The 17,165-nt window shown below is 63.8% G+C and carries 15 protein-coding genes; 2 read left to right on the plus strand and 13 right to left on the minus strand.

The genetic code is table 11. The features are described from left to right. Window positions 1-28: 28 nt before the first annotated feature. A complete protein-coding gene (locus tag SPBM01_RS12775) occupies window positions 29-184 on the plus strand; it encodes a hypothetical protein (protein WP_223177689.1) in 156 nt (51 codons plus the stop codon). A 21-nt stretch (window positions 185-205) separates the two neighbouring features. Beyond that, on the plus strand, window positions 206-1,678 hold the full coding sequence (locus tag SPBM01_RS12780; protein ID WP_188062179.1) for an aldehyde dehydrogenase family protein: 1,473 nt from the start codon (window positions 206-208) through the stop codon (window positions 1,676-1,678). 9 nt (window positions 1,679-1,687) lie between these two features. Here the strand turns inward: SPBM01_RS12780 and SPBM01_RS12785 are convergent, their stop codons facing one another. The 13 genes from SPBM01_RS12785 to SPBM01_RS12845 form a co-directional block, all read right to left on the minus strand. Continuing rightward, window positions 1,688-2,836: an NAD(P)/FAD-dependent oxidoreductase gene (locus SPBM01_RS12785; RefSeq protein ID WP_262504155.1), complete on the minus strand. Its 1,149-nt coding sequence runs from the start codon at window positions 2,834-2,836 to the stop codon at window positions 1,688-1,690. Next, entirely contained in the window at window positions 2,833-4,206 is a 1,374-nt protein-coding gene (locus tag SPBM01_RS12790; protein WP_188062180.1) for an NAD(P)/FAD-dependent oxidoreductase, read from the minus strand. The genes SPBM01_RS12785 and SPBM01_RS12790 overlap by 4 nt, the downstream gene beginning before the upstream one ends. After that, entirely contained in the window at window positions 4,188-4,493 is a 306-nt protein-coding gene (locus SPBM01_RS12795; RefSeq protein WP_188062181.1) for a (2Fe-2S)-binding protein, read from the minus strand. The genes SPBM01_RS12790 and SPBM01_RS12795 overlap by 19 nt, the downstream gene beginning before the upstream one ends. After that, window positions 4,490-6,310: an ABC transporter ATP-binding protein gene (locus SPBM01_RS12800; protein WP_188062182.1), complete on the minus strand. Its 1,821-nt coding sequence runs from the start codon at window positions 6,308-6,310 to the stop codon at window positions 4,490-4,492. Before SPBM01_RS12800 ends, SPBM01_RS12795 begins: the two co-directional genes overlap by 4 nt. Beyond that, window positions 6,307-7,140, minus strand: coding sequence for an ABC transporter permease (locus SPBM01_RS12805; RefSeq protein ID WP_188062183.1), 834 nt, complete (start codon window positions 7,138-7,140; stop codon window positions 6,307-6,309). The genes SPBM01_RS12800 and SPBM01_RS12805 overlap by 4 nt, the downstream gene beginning before the upstream one ends. Beyond that, window positions 7,137-8,117, minus strand: a complete 981-nt coding sequence (locus tag SPBM01_RS12810; RefSeq protein ID WP_223177690.1) for an ABC transporter permease — start codon at window positions 8,115-8,117, stop codon at window positions 7,137-7,139. Before SPBM01_RS12810 ends, SPBM01_RS12805 begins: the two co-directional genes overlap by 4 nt. Then, window positions 8,117-9,658 (minus strand): ABC transporter substrate-binding protein, encoded by a 1,542-nt coding sequence (locus SPBM01_RS12815; protein ID WP_188062184.1) that lies wholly within the window; start codon window positions 9,656-9,658, stop codon window positions 8,117-8,119. Before SPBM01_RS12815 ends, SPBM01_RS12810 begins: the two co-directional genes overlap by 1 nt. After that, window positions 9,658-10,944, minus strand: coding sequence for an NAD(P)/FAD-dependent oxidoreductase (locus SPBM01_RS12820; protein WP_188062185.1), 1,287 nt, complete (start codon window positions 10,942-10,944; stop codon window positions 9,658-9,660). Before SPBM01_RS12820 ends, SPBM01_RS12815 begins: the two co-directional genes overlap by 1 nt. Before the next feature lie 7 nt (window positions 10,945-10,951). Beyond that, the gene (locus SPBM01_RS12825) at window positions 10,952-11,620 is read right to left on the minus strand and encodes a haloacid dehalogenase type II (protein WP_188062186.1); all 669 of its coding nucleotides are present in this window, start codon (window positions 11,618-11,620) and stop codon (window positions 10,952-10,954) included. A 239-nt stretch (window positions 11,621-11,859) separates the two neighbouring features. Then, the gene (locus SPBM01_RS12830; RefSeq protein ID WP_188062187.1) at window positions 11,860-12,780 is read right to left on the minus strand and encodes a 2-hydroxyacid dehydrogenase; all 921 of its coding nucleotides are present in this window, start codon (window positions 12,778-12,780) and stop codon (window positions 11,860-11,862) included. Between the two features lie 124 nt (window positions 12,781-12,904). Next, on the minus strand, window positions 12,905-15,052 hold the full coding sequence (locus SPBM01_RS12835) for a TonB-dependent siderophore receptor (RefSeq protein WP_188062188.1): 2,148 nt from the start codon (window positions 15,050-15,052) through the stop codon (window positions 12,905-12,907). A 280-nt stretch (window positions 15,053-15,332) separates the two neighbouring features. Further along, window positions 15,333-16,547, minus strand: a complete 1,215-nt coding sequence (locus SPBM01_RS12840) for a DUF1624 domain-containing protein (protein ID WP_188062189.1) — start codon at window positions 16,545-16,547, stop codon at window positions 15,333-15,335. A 24-nt stretch (window positions 16,548-16,571) separates the two neighbouring features. After that, window positions 16,572-17,165: a hypothetical protein gene (locus SPBM01_RS12845; protein ID WP_188062190.1), complete on the minus strand. Its 594-nt coding sequence runs from the start codon at window positions 17,163-17,165 to the stop codon at window positions 16,572-16,574.

Below are 17,165 nucleotides of genomic sequence, written 5' to 3' on the forward strand. Positions count from 1 at the left end.
CTGGGCGGTAAAGGATTGCCCGCCTGCCTTGATCGGAATCGTCACCATTGAAACTCGCTACGACCTTAAAAGGCCCGGCAAAGCATTGGCTGCTGCCTTCGCGCCGATTTTGGAAGATTATCGCGCAGATTTTCCCGCGCAATTGCAACACATGCCGCGCGCGATCCATATTGTGCCGGAATAACGGCATTTCAGGAGACGCACCGTGGACAGTTTCAACCCCGATCATATTGCCATGCCCGTGGGCAGCAATTTCATCGGCGGGCGGCGCGTCATCGGGCAGGGCGCCGCTATCCCCGTGCGGCGGCCATCGGATGGCCGGGTCTATGCCGATCTCGACAGCGTGGACGAAGCGCAACTGGGGCAAGCGGTCGAGGACGCGCAGCGCGCCTACAAGACCAGCGGCTGGGCGCAGACCGACCCGCGCGGGCGGATGCGCGTGCTGCGCCGTTGGGCCGACCTCATCGAAGCAGACATGGAAGTGCTGGCCCCGCTCGAAGCGCTGGGTTCCACCCGCATGATCCACGAAATCCGCGCCTGGGATGTGACCTATACTGCCGAAACTATACGCTTCTTCGCCGAATGGGCGGACAAGATCGGCGGCGAAGTCGCGGCAACTACGCCCGACAAGCTGGGCCTGACCATCCACGAACCCTATGGCGTGGTCGCGGCGATCGCGCCGTGGAACCTGCCGCTGGTGATGGCCGCGTGGAAAATCGCGCCTGCCATCGCGGCGGGCAACAGCATCGTCCTCAAACCCTCGGAAATGACGCCGTTCAGCATCGTGCGGCTTGCCGAACTGGCGATCGAGGCCGGGTTGCCCGCTGGCATTTTCAACATCGTGCAGGGCGACGGGCGCAGCGTCGGCGATCCGCTGGTGCGCTGTCCGCAGGTGGCCAAGGTCACCTTCACCGGATCGACCGCCACCGGCGCGGCGATCATGACTGCCTGCGCCCAGACCGGGCCAAAGCCGGTGACGCTGGAATTGGGCGGCAAAAGCCCACAGATCATCTTCGCCGACGCAGGGCTGGACAAGGCATCGGCCATCGTCGGCCGCGCCATTACGCTCAACGCCGGGCAAGTCTGCGTCGCGGGATCGCGCCTGCTGGTGCAGGAAAGTGTCGCCGATCAGGTGATCGACCGCATCGTCACAGCCTTCGCCGCGCACAGGGCCGGGCCGACCTGGGCCAGTGACAGCACGATCGGCCCGATCATTTCGGAAGGCCAACTCGATCGCATCGACGGCATCGTCCAGCGCGCTGTGGCCGAGGGCGCGCATGTGCTGACCGGCGGCACTCGCGCCACCGCGCCGCAGGACGGCAGCTATTTCCTGCCCACTTTGTTGCAAAATGCTGCGCAGCATAGCGAAGCGGTCCAGGGTGAGATTTTCGGGCCCGTCCTGACCGTTCAGACCTTCGCCGACGAAGCCGAAGCCTATGCGCTGGCCAATGACAGCGCCTATGGGCTGGCGGCGGGCGTCCATACCAGCGACCTCACCCGCGCTCTGCGCGCCACCCGCGCGCTGGAGGCCGGGACGATCTGGGTCAACCGCTATGGCCGCTCCAACGACTTCATCCTGCCGACGGGCGGCTTCAAGCAATCGGGTATCGGCAAGGATCTGGGCCGCGAAGCCTATCTCGCCAACCTCAAGACCAAAGTGGCACTGATCGAATTCTGATCTGCTGCTTCAATTCCCCGCAGCGAACCGTGCAATGCGATACGGCTCGGTCGGAATATCGGTTCCGCCCTTCGCGATGATCTCGGCCATCGTTTCGCCCACGCCCGGCCCGATCTGAAAGCCGGAACCGGAAAAGCCAAACGCATAATATAGCCCGCTGGTCGTCGCGCTTGGTCCCATCACGGGCTGGCTGTCGGGCATATAGCCCTCGATCCCCGACCACACCCGGATGATGTTCAGCTTCCCCAGCGACGGCGCGAGCCGCCGTATCTGCTTCAACTGGCTCAGCGTATTTTGCGGCTCGACATAGGCGCGATACTGGTCGGGAAAGGATGGTCCCCGCGTGCTGCCGCCCAGCACGATATTGCCGCGCGCCACTTGCCGGAAATAGACGGTTTCCTCCTCGACCGGCGTCATTACGCCCACCGCTGGCAAAATCCCGTAAGGCACTGGCTCGGTCACGCTCATGTTCGGACCGCGCGGCGTGATCGGTACCGGTTCGCCAAATTGCGACGACAACGCATTGCCCCATGCCCCTGCCGTCACGAGCAGGACCGGCGCGCGGAACGTCCGCCCGTCCGCTGCGGTCACGATAAAATCCTCGCCCACCTTCTGCGCATCGACGATCTTGCAATGCTCATGGATCACCGCGCCCAGCCGCGCCGCCGCCCGCGCAAAGGCAGGTGCGGCCAGCCGTGGATTGGCATGGCCATCGGTCGCCGAATAGGAACCGGCCAGCACGTCCGGCCCAAAGAACGGGAATTTGTCGCGCAACGCATTGCCGCTCAGCAATTCCAGTTCCAGCCCTTCCGCGCGCGCATTCGCCGCATATTCCTCCATCGACCCTACCAGTTCGGGCCGCTCGCGGTAACAGACGCGGATATGCCCGGACTGGAGATATTCGACGTCCGCGCCCAGCAGTTCGCGCGACTGCCGCCAGATGGCGATGGCCCGGTTGGCCAGCGGCAACTGGTGCATGGGCCGCCCCTGCCGCCGCACATTGCCGAAATTGGTGCCGCTCGCCTGCCGCCCGATCAGGTCGGTTTCCAGCAGCATGACTGACAGACCATGGCCGCGCAGAAACAACGCCGCCGATGATCCCATCAGCCCGCCGCCCACGATGATGACGTCGCTGGCCGCGCTCATTGCCGCGCTCATTGATCATCTCCGATTGCGCTGGTCAGCGGCTTGACCGGTGCCTGGCCGCGCAACCGCCCGACCTGTTCGACCGGCACGTCCGCTTCCGCCGCGATCAGCTCCGCCGCCGCCAGCCCGCAATAACGCCCCTGGCATCGCCCCATGCCGACCCGGCTGAACGCCTTGGCCCGGTTCGCTTCCTGCGCGCCCGTTTCCCGCATTACGCCACGCAGATCGCCTGCCGTCACCCCTTCGCACCGGCACAGCACCGCGTCGTCGGGCAGCGCTGCCGCCTGCTCCACAGGCCATGGGAAAGCCGTGGCCAGCCCCCGCGCGAACTTCGCATAAGTGCCGACATCGCCGCGCAGCGACGCCATTTCGCCCGTGTCCACCGGCAGCCCCAGATCGGCCAGCGCCGCCAGCGCCCCCAGTCGTCCGCTCGCCTCCGCCGACCGCGCGCCCAATATCTTCGCGCCATCGCCCGCCAGATAGACGCCTGCCACGCTCGATCGCCCGTCGCCGTCCCGCTCCGGCAGCCATTGTCGGGTGCCGGGATCGAAGGCGAAGGCGCAGCGCGCCAGATCGGCCAGTTGCGTTTCAGGCCGCAAATGATGCCCCATCGCCACCGCGTCGCAGGCGATGTCCTGCTCGGCTCCCGCCCCCGTGCGAAACCGGATGCCGTTCACGCCATCGCCAGCATTACCGTTTATTTCCAAAGGCGTGATGCCATTATGCACCGCCACGCCCGCACGCTTCAACTTCATGGTCAGCGCCACGCCATTCCACAACACGGACGGCACTGCCAGCAGATCCGGCAGCGCCCGGATCCGCGCGCTATAGGGGGCCGTATCCAGCACCGCGATGACGTTCGCCCCCGCCTCGACATATTGGCTGGCGACCAGATAGAGCAGCGGTCCTGAACCCATGAACACGACTTTGTGTCCGATCGAAACGGCCTGCGATTTCAACGCCACCTGCGCCCCGCCCAGGCTATAGGCACCGGCAAACTGCCATCCCTTGACCGGCATCAGCCTGTCGGTCGCCCCGGTGCAAAGCAGCAGCGCATCGAACGGCAAAGCGTCCTGCACTGTCTCTCTCGCTGTCCACACACGCCCGCCCGCGATGTTCCAAACCAATGTTTCGGCACGATAATCGACGCGATCCTTCACCCCGTCGAACGTCGCGTGCAACGCCTGCGCCCGCGCCGCTTCGCTGCCGTAAAGCTTGGCATAAGGCCGAGTGAAATTGTCCGGCTGGCGGCGATAAATCTGCCCGCCGTCGCGCCGCCCCTCGTCCAGCACAATGGGGCGCACCCCCGCCTGCACGCACGCTTCCGCCGCGCGCGTTCCCGCTGGCCCGGCGCCGACGATAATTATACGTGGTTCGACCATGATGCCCCCGGCTGGCTGGTGAGGATGCGTTGGCCCGCCGCGGCGAGTGTCGAACAGGCGCGCAGCCGATCGCCGCTTTCCGTCCACACCCAGCAATCCTGACACGCACCCATCAGGCAGAAACCGGCGCGCTTCTCCGGCCCGAACTCCGACTGGCGCAACGCGCTACCCTGGCTCAGCAGCGCGACCATCAGCGTGTCACCCGCCATCGCTTCGATCGGCGCGCCATCGACATGCAGGGTCAGGGATGGGCGATCATTCTCGCCCAGACGAACGAAGCGGCTCATGCGGGGATCAAACTTTCATCTCCAAGATGGCACAGGATACGACTGTCTCCAGCCGCGCCTTTGTTCAGCGGACGGCGAGGCGGGGGCGTGGTGTTGCACAACCCGTCCACGCGCGCAGCGCAACGCGGCAGGAAACGGCAGAGGTCAGGATGGTCGCTGCTCGCGCCGATCGGCGGCGGCGCGGCCCCGGCATGGCTTTCCTCCAGCCACCCCGCCCGCATTTCCGGCACCGACCCGATCAGCAGGTCGGTATAGGGATGAAAGGGCGCAACCCCGAATGCCGCGCGCGGTCCCGTCTCCACCATCGTACCGGAATAGAGGACCAATATGTCGTCGCAAATCGCCCGTACCGTCGAAATATCATGGCTGATGAACATCGTCGCGATGCCCAGTTCCCGGCGCAATTCCGCCATCAACTCCAAAATCGCGGCCCCCACCACTGTATCCAGCGCCGACGTCACTTCGTCGCACAGGATCAGTTGAGGATCGGCCGCCAGTGCGCGGGCCAGATTGATCCGCTGCTTCTGCCCGCCCGACAGCGCGCCGATCGGCCGGTCGATCAGGCTGGCGGGCAAACGGATCAGGTCCAGCAGTTCCAACACCCGCAAATGCGCGGCATTGCCCTTCAGGTCATGATAGAAAGCCAATGGTCGCGCCAATATCCGCCCCACGCTATGCGCGGGATTAAGCGCCGTATCGGCATTCTGGAACACCAGCTGCACCCGGCGGAACTGCTCGCGACTGCGCCCCTGCAAGCCCGGCGGCAGCACCTGCCCGTCCAGCAACACCTGCCCGCTCGCCGGTGGCAGCAGACCGGCGATAACCCGCGCGATGGTCGACTTGCCCGACCCGCTCTCGCCGATCACGCCCAAAGTCGCGCCCCGCTCGATCGTCAGGTTGATGTCGCGCAGCACCGGAATGCGCGGCCGCCCATCCTTGCCGATCTTGCCATAGCCCGCCGTCATGCCCCGTATCTCCAGCAACGGCGCGGCGGGCAGGGCGATTGTTTCGGGCGCGGGGCGAATGGCGGGCCGGGCGGCGGCCATCAGCGTGCGGGTATATTCGTCCGCGGGCGCGTGCAATATCTGTGCAGCTCGGCCCGCCTCACGGATGCGCCCCTGGCTCAGCACCACGATCTGGTCCGCCATCTGCGCCACCACGGCCAGGTCATGCGATACATAAATCGCTGTCGCCCCGCGCTCCAGCACCACGGCTTTGAATGCGCGCAGCACCTCGATCTGCGTGGTCACGTCCAGCGCCGTGGTCGGCTCGTCCAATATCACCAGTTCAGGGTCGGTGATCAGTGCCATTGCCGCCATCAGCCGCTGCAACTGCCCGCCCGACAATTGATGCGGATAGCGCGTGCCGATCGTGTCGGGTAAGGGCAAAGCGAGCGCGCGGAACAGCTCGATCGCCTTGGCCTCCGCCTTGTCGCGCGGCATCAGGTCATGGATCAGTGCGGGTTCCACCACCTGATCCATGATCGTGCGCGACGGGTTGAAGGCCGAAGCGGCGCTTTGCGCGATATAGGCGATGCGGTTGCCCCGCAACTGCGCCAGCGCACTGCGATCCAGCTTGGTAAGGTCCACATCGCCCACCCGGATCGACCCGCCCGCAATCGTCGCGCCGGGCCGTGCATGGCCCAACAGCGTCAGCGCGATCGTGGTCTTGCCCGACCCGCTTTCGCCGATCAACGCCAGCACTTCGCCCCGCTGCAACGCAAAGTCGATGCCGCTGACGATCGGAAAAACCTCGCCCGCCGCATTGCGCGCAGTGACGGTCAGGTTTTTTACTTCGACATGGGGCAGGTCGCTCATCGGCCTTTTCCCTTGCCCGAAAATCCGATCGCGTCGATCAGCAAATTCACCCCCACGGTCAGCGTCGCAATCGCAACCGCCGGTGCCAATATCGCCAGCGCCCCTTCGCCCAGCCCGGAAATATTCTCCCGCACCAGCGACCCCAGATCCGCGTCGGGCGGCTGCACGCCCAGGCCCAGGAAAGAAAGCCCCGACAGCAGCAGCACGATGAACACGAAGCGCAGGCCGAAATCGGCCAGCAGTGGGTGGATCATATTGGGCAATATCTCGGCAATCGCGATATGAAACCGTCTCTCGCCCCGCGCCCGCGCCACCTGCACATAATCCATCTGCGCCAGATTGACCGCCAGCGCCCGCGCAATCCGGAAATTGCCCGGCACATAGGTGAACGCCGCGATCAGCAGCAGCAATCCCAGCGAAGACCCGAACGCCGCCACCAGCACCAGCGAGAAAATCTTGGACGGGATGGAAATCAGCATGTCCATGAAGCGCGACAACGGCTCGTCTACTTTTGCCCCACCCACCGCCGCCGTCAGCGCCAGCGCCGTGCCGGTCATGCTCGCCAGCAACGCCGCCGCCGCCGCCAGCCCCACCGTATAGCGTGCGCCCGACAATAACCGGCTCAGCACGTCCCGGCCCAGATAATCGCTGCCCAACCAATGCGCGCCCGACTGCCCGTCGAACACGTCATAGGCCACGAACGCCCCCACCGGATAGGGCGCCAGCATTGGCCCGAACAGCGCGACAGCCAACCAGAAGATCACAAGCATCAGCCCGATCTTGCCTGATAGCGGCAGGGCTTTGGCCCGACGAAAAGCAGCACCCATCATTGCGCCCGCAGCCTGGGGTTGGCGAGGATCGCGGTCACATCCGCGATCAGCATCAGGAGGAGATAGGCCGCGCAGAATATCATCGCGCACGCCTGCAACAACGGCATGTCGCGGCTGGTGACGGCATTGACCATCAGGCTGGCGAGGCCGGGATAGTTGAAGATGGTTTCCACGATCACCGCCCCGCCCAACAGGTAGGACAGGCTCAATGCCATCGCGTTGACGATCGGCGCGATCGCGTTGGGCATTATGTGGCGCAGCACGACCTGCACCGGCGCAACGCCCTTCAGCACTGCCATTTCGACATAGGGCCGGTCCATCTGGTCGATCACTGCCGCGCGCGTCATCCGCGCCATCTGCGCGATGACGACGACGCTGAGCGTCAGCATCGGCATCGCGACCCCGCGCAGGTAATCGCCCCACGCCATCTCGTCGGACACCAAAGCGATCGAAGGCAGCCAGCGCAGCTTGACCGAGAAGATCAGCACAGCAACCGTCGCCACCAGAAATTCCGGCACCGCGACCATCGACAAGGTTACGATGTTGAGCGCCCGGTCGATCCGCCCGCCCCGGTTCATTGCCGAACCGATGCCGATCGCCAGCGCTACCGGCACCGCCACCAGCGCGCTCAGCGCGGCGAGCAACAGGCTGTTGGGCAACCGCTCGGCAATCACTTCCGCCACCGGCATATTGGCGACCATCGACTGGCCCGGATCGCCGCTGACCATGCCCGTCAGCCAGCTGGCGTAACGGACATAGGCTGGCCGATCCAACCCCATCTCGTGCCGTAAGGCGGCGACCTGTTCCGCCGTCGCGCTTTGCCCCAGCGCTTCCTGCGCGGCGTCGCCGGGCAGCAATTGCGCGATCACGAAAATCGTCACCGACACCAGCAAAAGCGTCAGCAACGACGAAGCGAACCGCTGGCCGATCAGCATCAGCGCGGCGCGCAGGCCGCTCCGTGTGGACGCCCCCGCCATCAGCCTTCCCACCACACATGTTCGGCGAACTGATAACCCATCAGCCCGCCCAGCGAGACGGGATACAGCCCCTTCAACCGCCGGTCATATCCATCGATCAGGCTGATGAACACCGGAATGCCGACGCCGCAATGGTCGCGGACCAGCCCCTGCATCTCGCCATATAATTGCTTGCGCCGCGCCTGATCCGCCTCGCCCCGCGCTTCCAGAAGCAGCCGGTCGAAGCGGGGATTCTTCCACCCGCTCTCGTTCCAGGCCGCGTCGGATTTGTAGAACAGGCTGAACAGCAGGTCGGCGGTCGGGCGCGGGTTGGTGTTGCCGAAACCCAGTGGATGCTTCATCCAGTGGGTCGACCAATATCCATCCGCCGGCACCCGGTTGACCGCCAGCTTCAATCCCACGCGCGACCCATATTCCTGCAATATCGACGCCATGTCGACCGATCCATCGGCGGCGGGCGACGCATAGACCGGCAACCGCACCCCGCTCAGCCCCGCCCGCTGCAAATGCCAGCGCGCCTTGTCCAGGTCGAGGCTCGTCTGCGGCAAATCGGCGCGATAATAGGGGTGGAAGGGCGGGATCGGATGATCGTTGGCGATGGTCGCATAGCCGCGATAGAGCGCCCGCTTGATCAACGGCCGGTCGATCAGATATTTCATCGCTGCCACGAAATGCGGATTGCCGGTCGGCAATTGCCGCTGCTGCATGATGAGGTTCGTATAAAGCCCCGACTGGGTTTCCAGCAGGCCATGGCCGCGCGACGCTATGATACGCTTGGTCGATCGCGGATTGACCGCAATCACCAGATGCACGTCACCCGACAACAGCGCATTGACCCGGCTGACCTCGTCGGGAATGCCGATCAGCTCGATCTCGTCCAGATAGGGCTTGCCCGGCTTCCAGAAATTGGGGTTGCGCCGCGCCAGCGTGCGCACGCCCGGCCGGAACTGCGCGCACAGATAGGGACCAGTGCCGTTGGCGGTGCGAAAATCGCTGGTCCCCGCACGCAGGATCAGGAAATGCGATTGCGCCAATATGGTCGGCAAATCGGCATTGGGTCCGGTCAGCCGGATGGTCAGCGCGTGCCGACCGGTCGCCTTGACCTGCGCGAACTGCTCGGCGATCTGCGCCATTTTGGAGCCTGTCGCCGCATCCTTGTGCCGTAACAAAGACCAGACGACATCGGCGGCGGTCAGGTCCGCGCCATCATGGAATGTCACGCCCCGGCGCAACTGCACATGCCAGCTGATCTGGTCGGTGCTTTCCATCCGCTCGGCCAGCGCCGGACGGGGCGTGAGGGCGCGATCCAGCTGGGTCAGCCCGCTATAGAACATATAATGGCGGACATAATCGGTCGACAATGCGCCCTTGGCCGGGTCCAGCGTATCGGCGGTCGAACTGGACAGGCTGGCCACGCGGATGCGCCCGCCTTGTCGGGGCTTGCTCGCGGCCAGTGCGCCGGGGGACAACAGCAACCCAGCGCCCAGCCCCAGCCCGGCACCGATCATCGCGCGGCGTGAAAAAGGCGGCTGTCCGTCCATCAATGGATCACATCCTGCCATTTATACCACAGCCCCACCAGCGGCAGGAACCATGGCTTGCCGAAATGGCCCGGCACGTTCGGCCAGTCGAGATTGGCCCAGGGGTTGGCGTCCGGCTCGCCGCTCATCACGCGCGCCATCTGCTGCCCCATATGGGTCGCCATCTGCACGCCATGGCCGCTATAGCCCATGGAATAATAAAGCCCGTCCGTCTCGCCCGCGCGCGGCAGGCGATCGGCGGTCAGGTCCACCATCCCGCCCCACACATGATCGACGCCCACGCCTTTGAGCGCCGGGAATATCGCGCCCAGCGTTTCTTCAAGAATGCGCCCGCTTTTCATGTCGGACCGGGGATCGCTGATCGCAAAGCGCGCCCGTCCGCCAAATATCAGCCGGTTGTCGGGGGTCAGGCGGAAATAATTGCCGATATTCTTGCTGGTCACATAATTGCGCCGCCCCGGCAGCAGCCGGTCGATCAGCGCATCGTCCAGCCGCTCGGTCGCGATCACGAAACTGCCCACCGACACGATCCGCCGCCGGAAAAATCCGAACGGTCCCACCTCAGGCGCGCCGCCGGTCGCGACCAGCACCTGTTTCGCACTAACGGTCCCGCGCGCGCTGGTCACGCGCCATCCGGTCGCCACGCGATCAAGCCCCATGACCTCTGCCCGCTCGAAAATCCGCGCCCCGGCCCGCGCCGCCGCGTCGGCCAGCCCGACCCCGAACCGCCCCGGATGGATCTGCGCGCTCGTCGTCTGGATCAGCGCGCCGTGAAAAGCGTCCGATCCCACTTCCTCGGCCATCCGCTCAGGCGGCACCAGCCGGACGTTGGTATCGACTTCGGCGGCCAGCAAATCATGCGCCCGCACCAACTTGTCATAATGGGCAGGCTTGGCCGCCAGCTTCACCCGGCCGCAGCGCGTGAAGTTGCAATCAATGCCTTCCTCGCGCGCCAGCCGCTCGACCGTATCGACGGCATCGCAATGCGCCCGATACCAGGCACCTGCGACCTGCTTGCCGAATTTGGCCGACAGCGCGCCATAATCATGCGCCGTGCCATTATTGCACTGACCGCCATTGCGCCCCGAAGCCTCACCCACGACTTGGCCCTTCTCCAGCAGCACGACGCTCGCGCCGCGCTTGGCCAGCGCCAGTGCCGCCGACAGGCCGGTAAAGCCGCCACCGATGATGACGACATCGGCCGACCCTTCGACTCCACCCTCCGCCCCGCCCGCAAAGGCCGGGGCGCTGGCGAGCCAGTAGGAAAGGGGGGAGGGCGCGGCCATTATCCGATCAAAGGCCCACGACGGCGGGCAGGCAACCGATATGGGGAATTTCCACGTCGCGGTAGAAGGCATTGGACGGCTCATGCCCCCGACCCACGAACACGCGGCAGCCAAAATGCAGGTCCGTTGCTGTATTCTGGTCGTAGCGGAAGCTGGAGGAGACATGCATCATATCCTCCGGGTTCGCGCCCAGTTGATCGAACATATATTCGAACGCCTGCATCCGTGGCTTGTACGCCTGTGCCATCTGCGCGGTATAGACGGCGTGGAACGGCGCGCCCAGCATCCCGACATTATGATGGATCTGTTCGTTCATCGCGTTGGACAGGATGACCAGCGGAATCTTGTCGCCAATCTGGCTCAGTCCACCGGCAACATCGTCATGCGGACCCCAAGTCGGCACGGCGGCATACACGGCGTCTGCGTCTGCTTCATTATACGCCACGCCCCATTTCTGGCATGTCCGGCGCAACGAATTGCGGATGATCTCCTGATAGGGTTCCCATGGTCCCATCACCTGATCGAACCGATAGCCGCCCCAATCCTTGCAGAAAGCAGGCAGTTTTTCCGCGTCGATCCGGTCGGCCATGAACGCGGTCGCCATTTCCGTCATGCGGAACCGGGTCAGCGTGCCATAGCAGTCGAAGCTGATATATTTGGGCCGGAAATTGGGCATCGGCGGATCGTCCTTTGCAAGTTCTACAGATGGGCCTGCTGGCCGTGTGACAGAGGCATTACGCCATGGGCGCACCGGGACATGAAGCCCGTTTTTTCGGGTCGGGGCGCAGATATACGACTTTTTCCTGGCGCTATTCGGCATAGTTTGCCGCCTGCCCCCTGCGGCCATAATCGGGCAACATCATTGCGGCACGCCCATGCCCGGCGCGCGCATCCCCGGCACGGAATGTCGCGCCCTCAATAGCCCCGGCTGCGCGCGACTTCGCCGTCCATCGCCGCGCCTGCTTCATGGCGGCGGATATTGGCGATCAACGCGCGCGCCGCGCTATCCGCGCGGGTCATGCTGGCGACATGGGGTGTCATGACGATGCGCGGATGCGCCCAGAACGCATGGCCAGCGGGCAATGGTTCGGGGTCGAATACATCCAGCACCGCGCCCGAAATCCGTCCATCGTCCAGCAGCGACAGCAGATCCTGCTCCACCAGATGCCCACCCCGCCCGACATTGATCAGGGCCGCGCTCTGCGGCAGTTGCGTCAGCGTCTCCCGGCACAAAATGCCGCGCGTGTCATCGGTCAGCGGCAACAGGCAGATGAGAATGTCGCACCCCGTCAGAAACGCTGGCATCTCCGCCGCGCCCGCAAAACAATCGACCCCCTCGACGGCATGGCGCGATCGACTCCACCCCGACAGCGCAAAGCCGAACGGCCGCAACGCGCCCAGCACCGCCTGCCCCAGATTGCCCAGCCCCATCACGCCGATGCGCCGTTCGCTCGCAGGCACCAGCTTGATCGGCGCCCAGCGCCCTTCGCGCTGCGCGATACCATGGTCGATCATGTTTCGATGCAGCATCAATGCCGCCATCGTCGCATATTCGACCATGCCCTGGGTGATTCCCGGCTCGATCATCCGCACGACCCGGACATGGTCCGGCAAGCGGCCCATATCGAACTGGTCGATCCCCGCGCCGATCGAAAACAGCACTTCCAGCGCGGGCAGGGTCGCTATCAGCTCGACCGAAGGATTCCATGCGGCGAGATAGCGGATGGAGGCAGGATCATGCGCATCGCCCGCTTCGGCAAAGCCAATCGCTTCGTCCGCAAATATGCCGCGCCAGATGCGGCCCCGCGCCGGGTCGGATGTATAGAGCAGAGTCACAAACGACACTCCTGTAGGGCATGACGCCAAAAATCCTCCCCTGGCAGGGGAGGTGGCTGGCCGCAGGCCAGACGGAGGGGTGTCACACCTATGAAAGCGCAGCACCCCTCCATAGGGCGGATCATCAGAAGTTGAACGTCCCGCGCACCGTGAACGACCGGGGCATACCCGGCTGCACCCACAGGGCCGCATAGCTGCTGGCATAATATTTCTTGTCGAACAGATTATCGACATTGGCGGACAGCTTGAATTGTTCGTTGATCGTCACCGATCCCAGAACCTTCGCAATGGTGTAGCTGGGCAGATAGAAGGTAGTGGCCGTCTCGCCCAGCCGGCGCCCGACATGATTGACTCCCGCACCCAGCATCGCTTCATGATTGCCGATCGCAAACGTCTTGAACAACAGGGCGTTGCCCTGATGCTTGGGGATGTTGATCAGCGGATCGCCCTTGCGGATGGGCGCGCCGAAATTGGGGTCCAGCACGTTGGTGGCCCAGCCTGCATCGGTATAGGCATAGGTCAGGAACAGCTCGAACCCGGCAGGCAGCTTGGCGTTCAGGTCGAACTCCACGCCCTTGCTGTCCGCCCCGCCCACCGGCTTGGAAAAGCCTGCATTGATCGGATCGGTCGACAGCACATTGGTCTTCTCCATCTTGTAGAGCGACAATGTGCTGGTGATACGCCCATCGGGCGTCACGAATTTCGCGCCGACTTCATAGCTTTTGCTGACTTCCGGCTCGAACGGCTGGCCGTCGAACCCTACGCCACTGTTCGGGCGGAAGCCTTTGCCATAGCTGGCATAGAAGGACACGCTTTGCGTCGGTTCGAACACCAGGCCAGCCATCGGACTGAACTTGGTGTAGCTTTTATTGGGGTTGGTATTGTTCAGGCGCAGGTCGATGTCCTGCGCAAAATCATCATAGCGTCCGCCAAAGCGCACCTTGAAATTCTCGGTGATCTCGATCTGGTCCTGAATATAGACGCCCCATGCCTTCTGCACTTCGGTCGAATTCTGGATCACCACGTTCGGCGTGGGGGCTGCGATATTGTAATTGGGGGTATAGATGTCGATCGAATAAGACTGGTCCGCCGCGACCGGACGATAGCGGGTCTGGAACGTGTCGATTTCGAACTTGTCCCAATCCGCACCGACGCGGATATTGTGGACGATCGACCCGGTTTCCACCTTGCCGCTGATTTCGCCCCGGAACACCATGTGCGTGGTGCTGTAATCGCGATAGCGGCGCTGGCGGGTCAGCGTGCGCCCGTCATTGTCGATCCGCTGACGGCCCAGCACCAGTTCGGGATCGCTCGAAAAGCCCTCGAACGTCGTGTCCTTATATCCCGCGCCCAGCATTACGACCCAATCGTCGCTCAGGTCATGCTGCAACTGCGCCTGATGGCCCAGCACCTCGACCTGGATCGGGCCGTCCTTGGGATTGCCCAGATAGCGGGTGTTGGGAATAGCGCCCAGATTGTAACGGATCGTGCCGTTGGTCTGCACCGTCGGAATTGCCACCACGCCGCGATCGAACGGCACTTCCTGGTTCACATATTCCAGCTCGTAGGTGAAGATCGTCTTGTCCGACAGCTTTGCCAGGAAGGACGGGTTCAGCACATATTTGCGCGTTTCCACTGTGTCGCGGAAACTTTCGGCATTTTCGACTGCCCCGGTCAGGCGCACCGCCACCGTGTCGGTGATGGGCAGGTTGAAGTCGCCCTCGACCCGATAGGTGTTCCACTTGCCGCCCGCGACCGAAAAGCTGCCACCTTCCTTGAAGGTCGGCTTCTTGCTGACGATGTTGATGGTGCCGCCCGGCTCGCCGCGCCCGAACAGCGCCGAATTCGGACCCTTCAGCACTTCGATCCGCTCGACATTGGATGCGTCGCGCGGGCCGCCATAGCCTCGTCCGCCGTTGAACCCGTTGACCAGGAAGCCGCTCGGAAAATTCTCGTCGCCAGCAAAGCCACGGATCGCGAAGCTGTCCCACAGCCCGCCGAAATTATTCTGCTTGGAAACCCCGCTCGCCAGCTCCAGCGCGGTGTCCAGCCGGGTGATGTTCAGGTCGTTGAGCAGCGTGCCTTCCAGAAACTGGACCGCCTGCGGGATTTCCTTGACCGGCGTGTCGCCAAAATATTGGCGCTTCAGGCCAGTGACGACGATGTCGCTGGTGGCGGCGTCTGCGGGTGCCTGCGCGAACGCGGCGGTGGGCAGGGTGACGGCGGCGGTGCTGGCGATCAGCGCCAGGCGTAGAGCCGATGATGTGCGCATGTTGTTATCCCCTTAAAAAATCGCTGTTCCCAAATGTCCTGCGAAACGGGGACCGGCTGGTATCTTTATATCCGGCGCGGACGTTGCGTCCTGTCGTCGGGGCCGGGCCACGGGGTGCTTGCCTCACCTCTTCTTGAAGGACGAGGCTAGGGCAGGTTACGGATATATTACGTCAAACATCGCGCGTTTAGCGGTGCAAAATTGTGAATCACGCGATGCTACGGCATTAAAATGCTGCCTGTCGTTACGCCTGCGTTTCCTGTCAATCCGCCCGGCGCACTTACAGATATTTCAGCCACCAGATATCCTTGCGGCGCTGCTTCAACTGCGCGAACCAGCGGGTGGGAAAATAAAGCGGCAGGATCAGCAGCGCGACCCAGATCCATACCGTGGACAGGTTATCGACCCCGAATACCTTCCCCTTGGTCGGTCCATAAAGCAGCAGCGCGACATTATAGATCAGCTTGAGCATATAGAGATGCAGGATGTAGAAGAACATCGGCGCGCCGCCCAGCAAGGCCAGCTTGGGCATCACGCCGCTCGCCTCGAACCGCTCGAACAGCGCCAGCAACAGGCATCCCGTGCCGACCGTGGGCATCAGAAACAGCAAGGATGGCGGATATTTGGTCAGCGCCAGAAAGCTCATCACCGTGCGCAATGGCGTTTCCGCGACGAACCACGGCTTATCGCCATAGATATTGGCATAGCGGATCAGCACGAAACCGATAATCAGCCCCAGCCCCAGCATCACCAACCGCCGGATGCGCGGCGCAGGATCGGTCCCGCGCGCAAACCACGGCCCGCACGCATAGCCCAGCAGGATCACGCCGATCCACGGCAGGATCGGATAGGTCGTCTTGACCGCAATACCGCCCATGTCGATCAGCGACCGCTGGTGCAGCACTGCCCACAACGCATAGCCCGGCTCGCCTGCCGTCAGGCGAATGGGGTCGAGCAGATTGTGCAGGCACACGATGCCGAGCCCCACGGCAAATTGCGCCGCACGCGGCAGGTGCAGCAACGCGGCCAGCGCCACCATCGAAATGCCGATCGCCCAGATCACCTGCAACCAGATCGCCGTCGGCGGAAAGGCAGGAGCCTGCGTCGGCCAGGCATAGCCAACGACCGTGAACTCAAGGAAAATGAGGAACAGGCCGCGCTTCAGCAGAAATTCCGACACCTGCCCCTTGCTGTGCGACTGGCCGTACAGCCAGGCGGACAGGCCGGTCAGCGCAACGAAGGTCGGCGCGCAGAATGTCGAGAGCAAGCGGGTGAAGAATAGCCCCGGATCGGTCGTGTTCGCGTCCACCGGGTCAGTCACCTGCAAATGCAGGAAAAATGTCTCGCGCACATGATCGACCAGCATGAACAGCATCACCAGACCGCGCAGCGCGTCGATCGCGATCAATCGCGTGCGCGCCTTTGCGGCGGCGATCGGCGACGCCGCGCCGGGGCTGTAGGCGGTGGGGGGCGCGTTGCCCGCAATGCTGCTCATATCCTCAATCCTTCCCCAATCTCGTCACGCGCCCGCAGGCTTGAAGAGATCCTTGTAGAAACCCGTGGTTTTCACGGTGACGGTGACGGGCGTGTCGCCCTTGTTGCGCCAATACCATCCATGCGTCCCGGCATAGGGTGCCGTAAAACTGCCCTGCGCGCCGGTCATCTCCCGTTCTTCCCAGTAACTGGTGAACTCGCCCTCGGCGGAATTGGTTTTTTCGCCATGCATGTCGACCTTCACTGGCCCGCCTTCGCTTTTCCACGCAAAGACGAAGCTGTCGCCCGCCGCCATATGCGCCTTGATTTCCTGCCCGCTATGGGGTGCCAGGGTGATGGTCATATCGTCCTGCCGCCACGCGGTGGAGCGGGCAATGTCGGCCTTGGTCGGCAGCGCCGCGACCGGCGCGGCGGCAGCTGGCACAGGCGCGTCCGCCTTGGCCGCCACCATGCCGGTCAGCCCCATCGCCGCGCCTGCGCCCGTCGGGTCGATGCCATATTCGGCGGGCAGCACGAACAGCGTCAATATCACCGCCGCCGCGATCGCCGCGCCGCCGGTCGCCTTTGCCAGTGTCGCAGGGGACGGGCTGATCCGGGCCGGCTGTGTCGAAACATTCAT

Source organism: Sphingobium sp. KCTC 72723 (genome assembly GCF_014280435.1).
GTDB lineage: Bacteria > Pseudomonadota > Alphaproteobacteria > Sphingomonadales > Sphingomonadaceae > Sphingobium.

Excerpts from the sequence above, each read along its gene's own strand:
- SPBM01_RS12790 (WP_188062180.1), bottom strand. The coding sequence starts at position 4,206 with ATGGTCGAACCACGTATAATTATCGTCGGCGCCGGGCCAGCGGGAACG.
- SPBM01_RS12800 (WP_188062182.1), bottom strand. The coding sequence starts at position 6,310 with ATGAGCGACCTGCCCCATGTCGAAGTAAAAAACCTGACCGTCACTGCG.
- SPBM01_RS12795 (WP_188062181.1), bottom strand. The coding sequence starts at position 4,493 with ATGAGCCGCTTCGTTCGTCTGGGCGAGAATGATCGCCCATCCCTGACC.
- SPBM01_RS12810 (WP_223177690.1), bottom strand. The coding sequence starts at position 8,117 with ATGGCGGGGGCGTCCACACGGAGCGGCCTGCGCGCCGCGCTGATGCTG.
- SPBM01_RS12840 (WP_188062189.1), bottom strand. The coding sequence starts at position 16,547 with ATGAGCAGCATTGCGGGCAACGCGCCCCCCACCGCCTACAGCCCCGGC.
- SPBM01_RS12825 (WP_188062186.1), bottom strand. The coding sequence starts at position 11,620 with ATGCCCAATTTCCGGCCCAAATATATCAGCTTCGACTGCTATGGCACG.
- SPBM01_RS12835 (WP_188062188.1), bottom strand. The coding sequence starts at position 15,052 with ATGCGCACATCATCGGCTCTACGCCTGGCGCTGATCGCCAGCACCGCC.
- SPBM01_RS12785 (WP_262504155.1), bottom strand. The coding sequence starts at position 2,836 with ATGAGCGCGGCAATGAGCGCGGCCAGCGACGTCATCATCGTGGGCGGC.
- SPBM01_RS12805 (WP_188062183.1), bottom strand. The coding sequence starts at position 7,140 with ATGATGGGTGCTGCTTTTCGTCGGGCCAAAGCCCTGCCGCTATCAGGC.
- SPBM01_RS12845 (WP_188062190.1), bottom strand. The coding sequence starts at position 17,165 with ATGAATGTTTCGACACAGCCGGCCCGGATCAGCCCGTCCCCTGCGACA.
- SPBM01_RS12820 (WP_188062185.1), bottom strand. The coding sequence starts at position 10,944 with ATGGCCGCGCCCTCCCCCCTTTCCTACTGGCTCGCCAGCGCCCCGGCC.
- SPBM01_RS12815 (WP_188062184.1), bottom strand. The coding sequence starts at position 9,658 with ATGGACGGACAGCCGCCTTTTTCACGCCGCGCGATGATCGGTGCCGGG.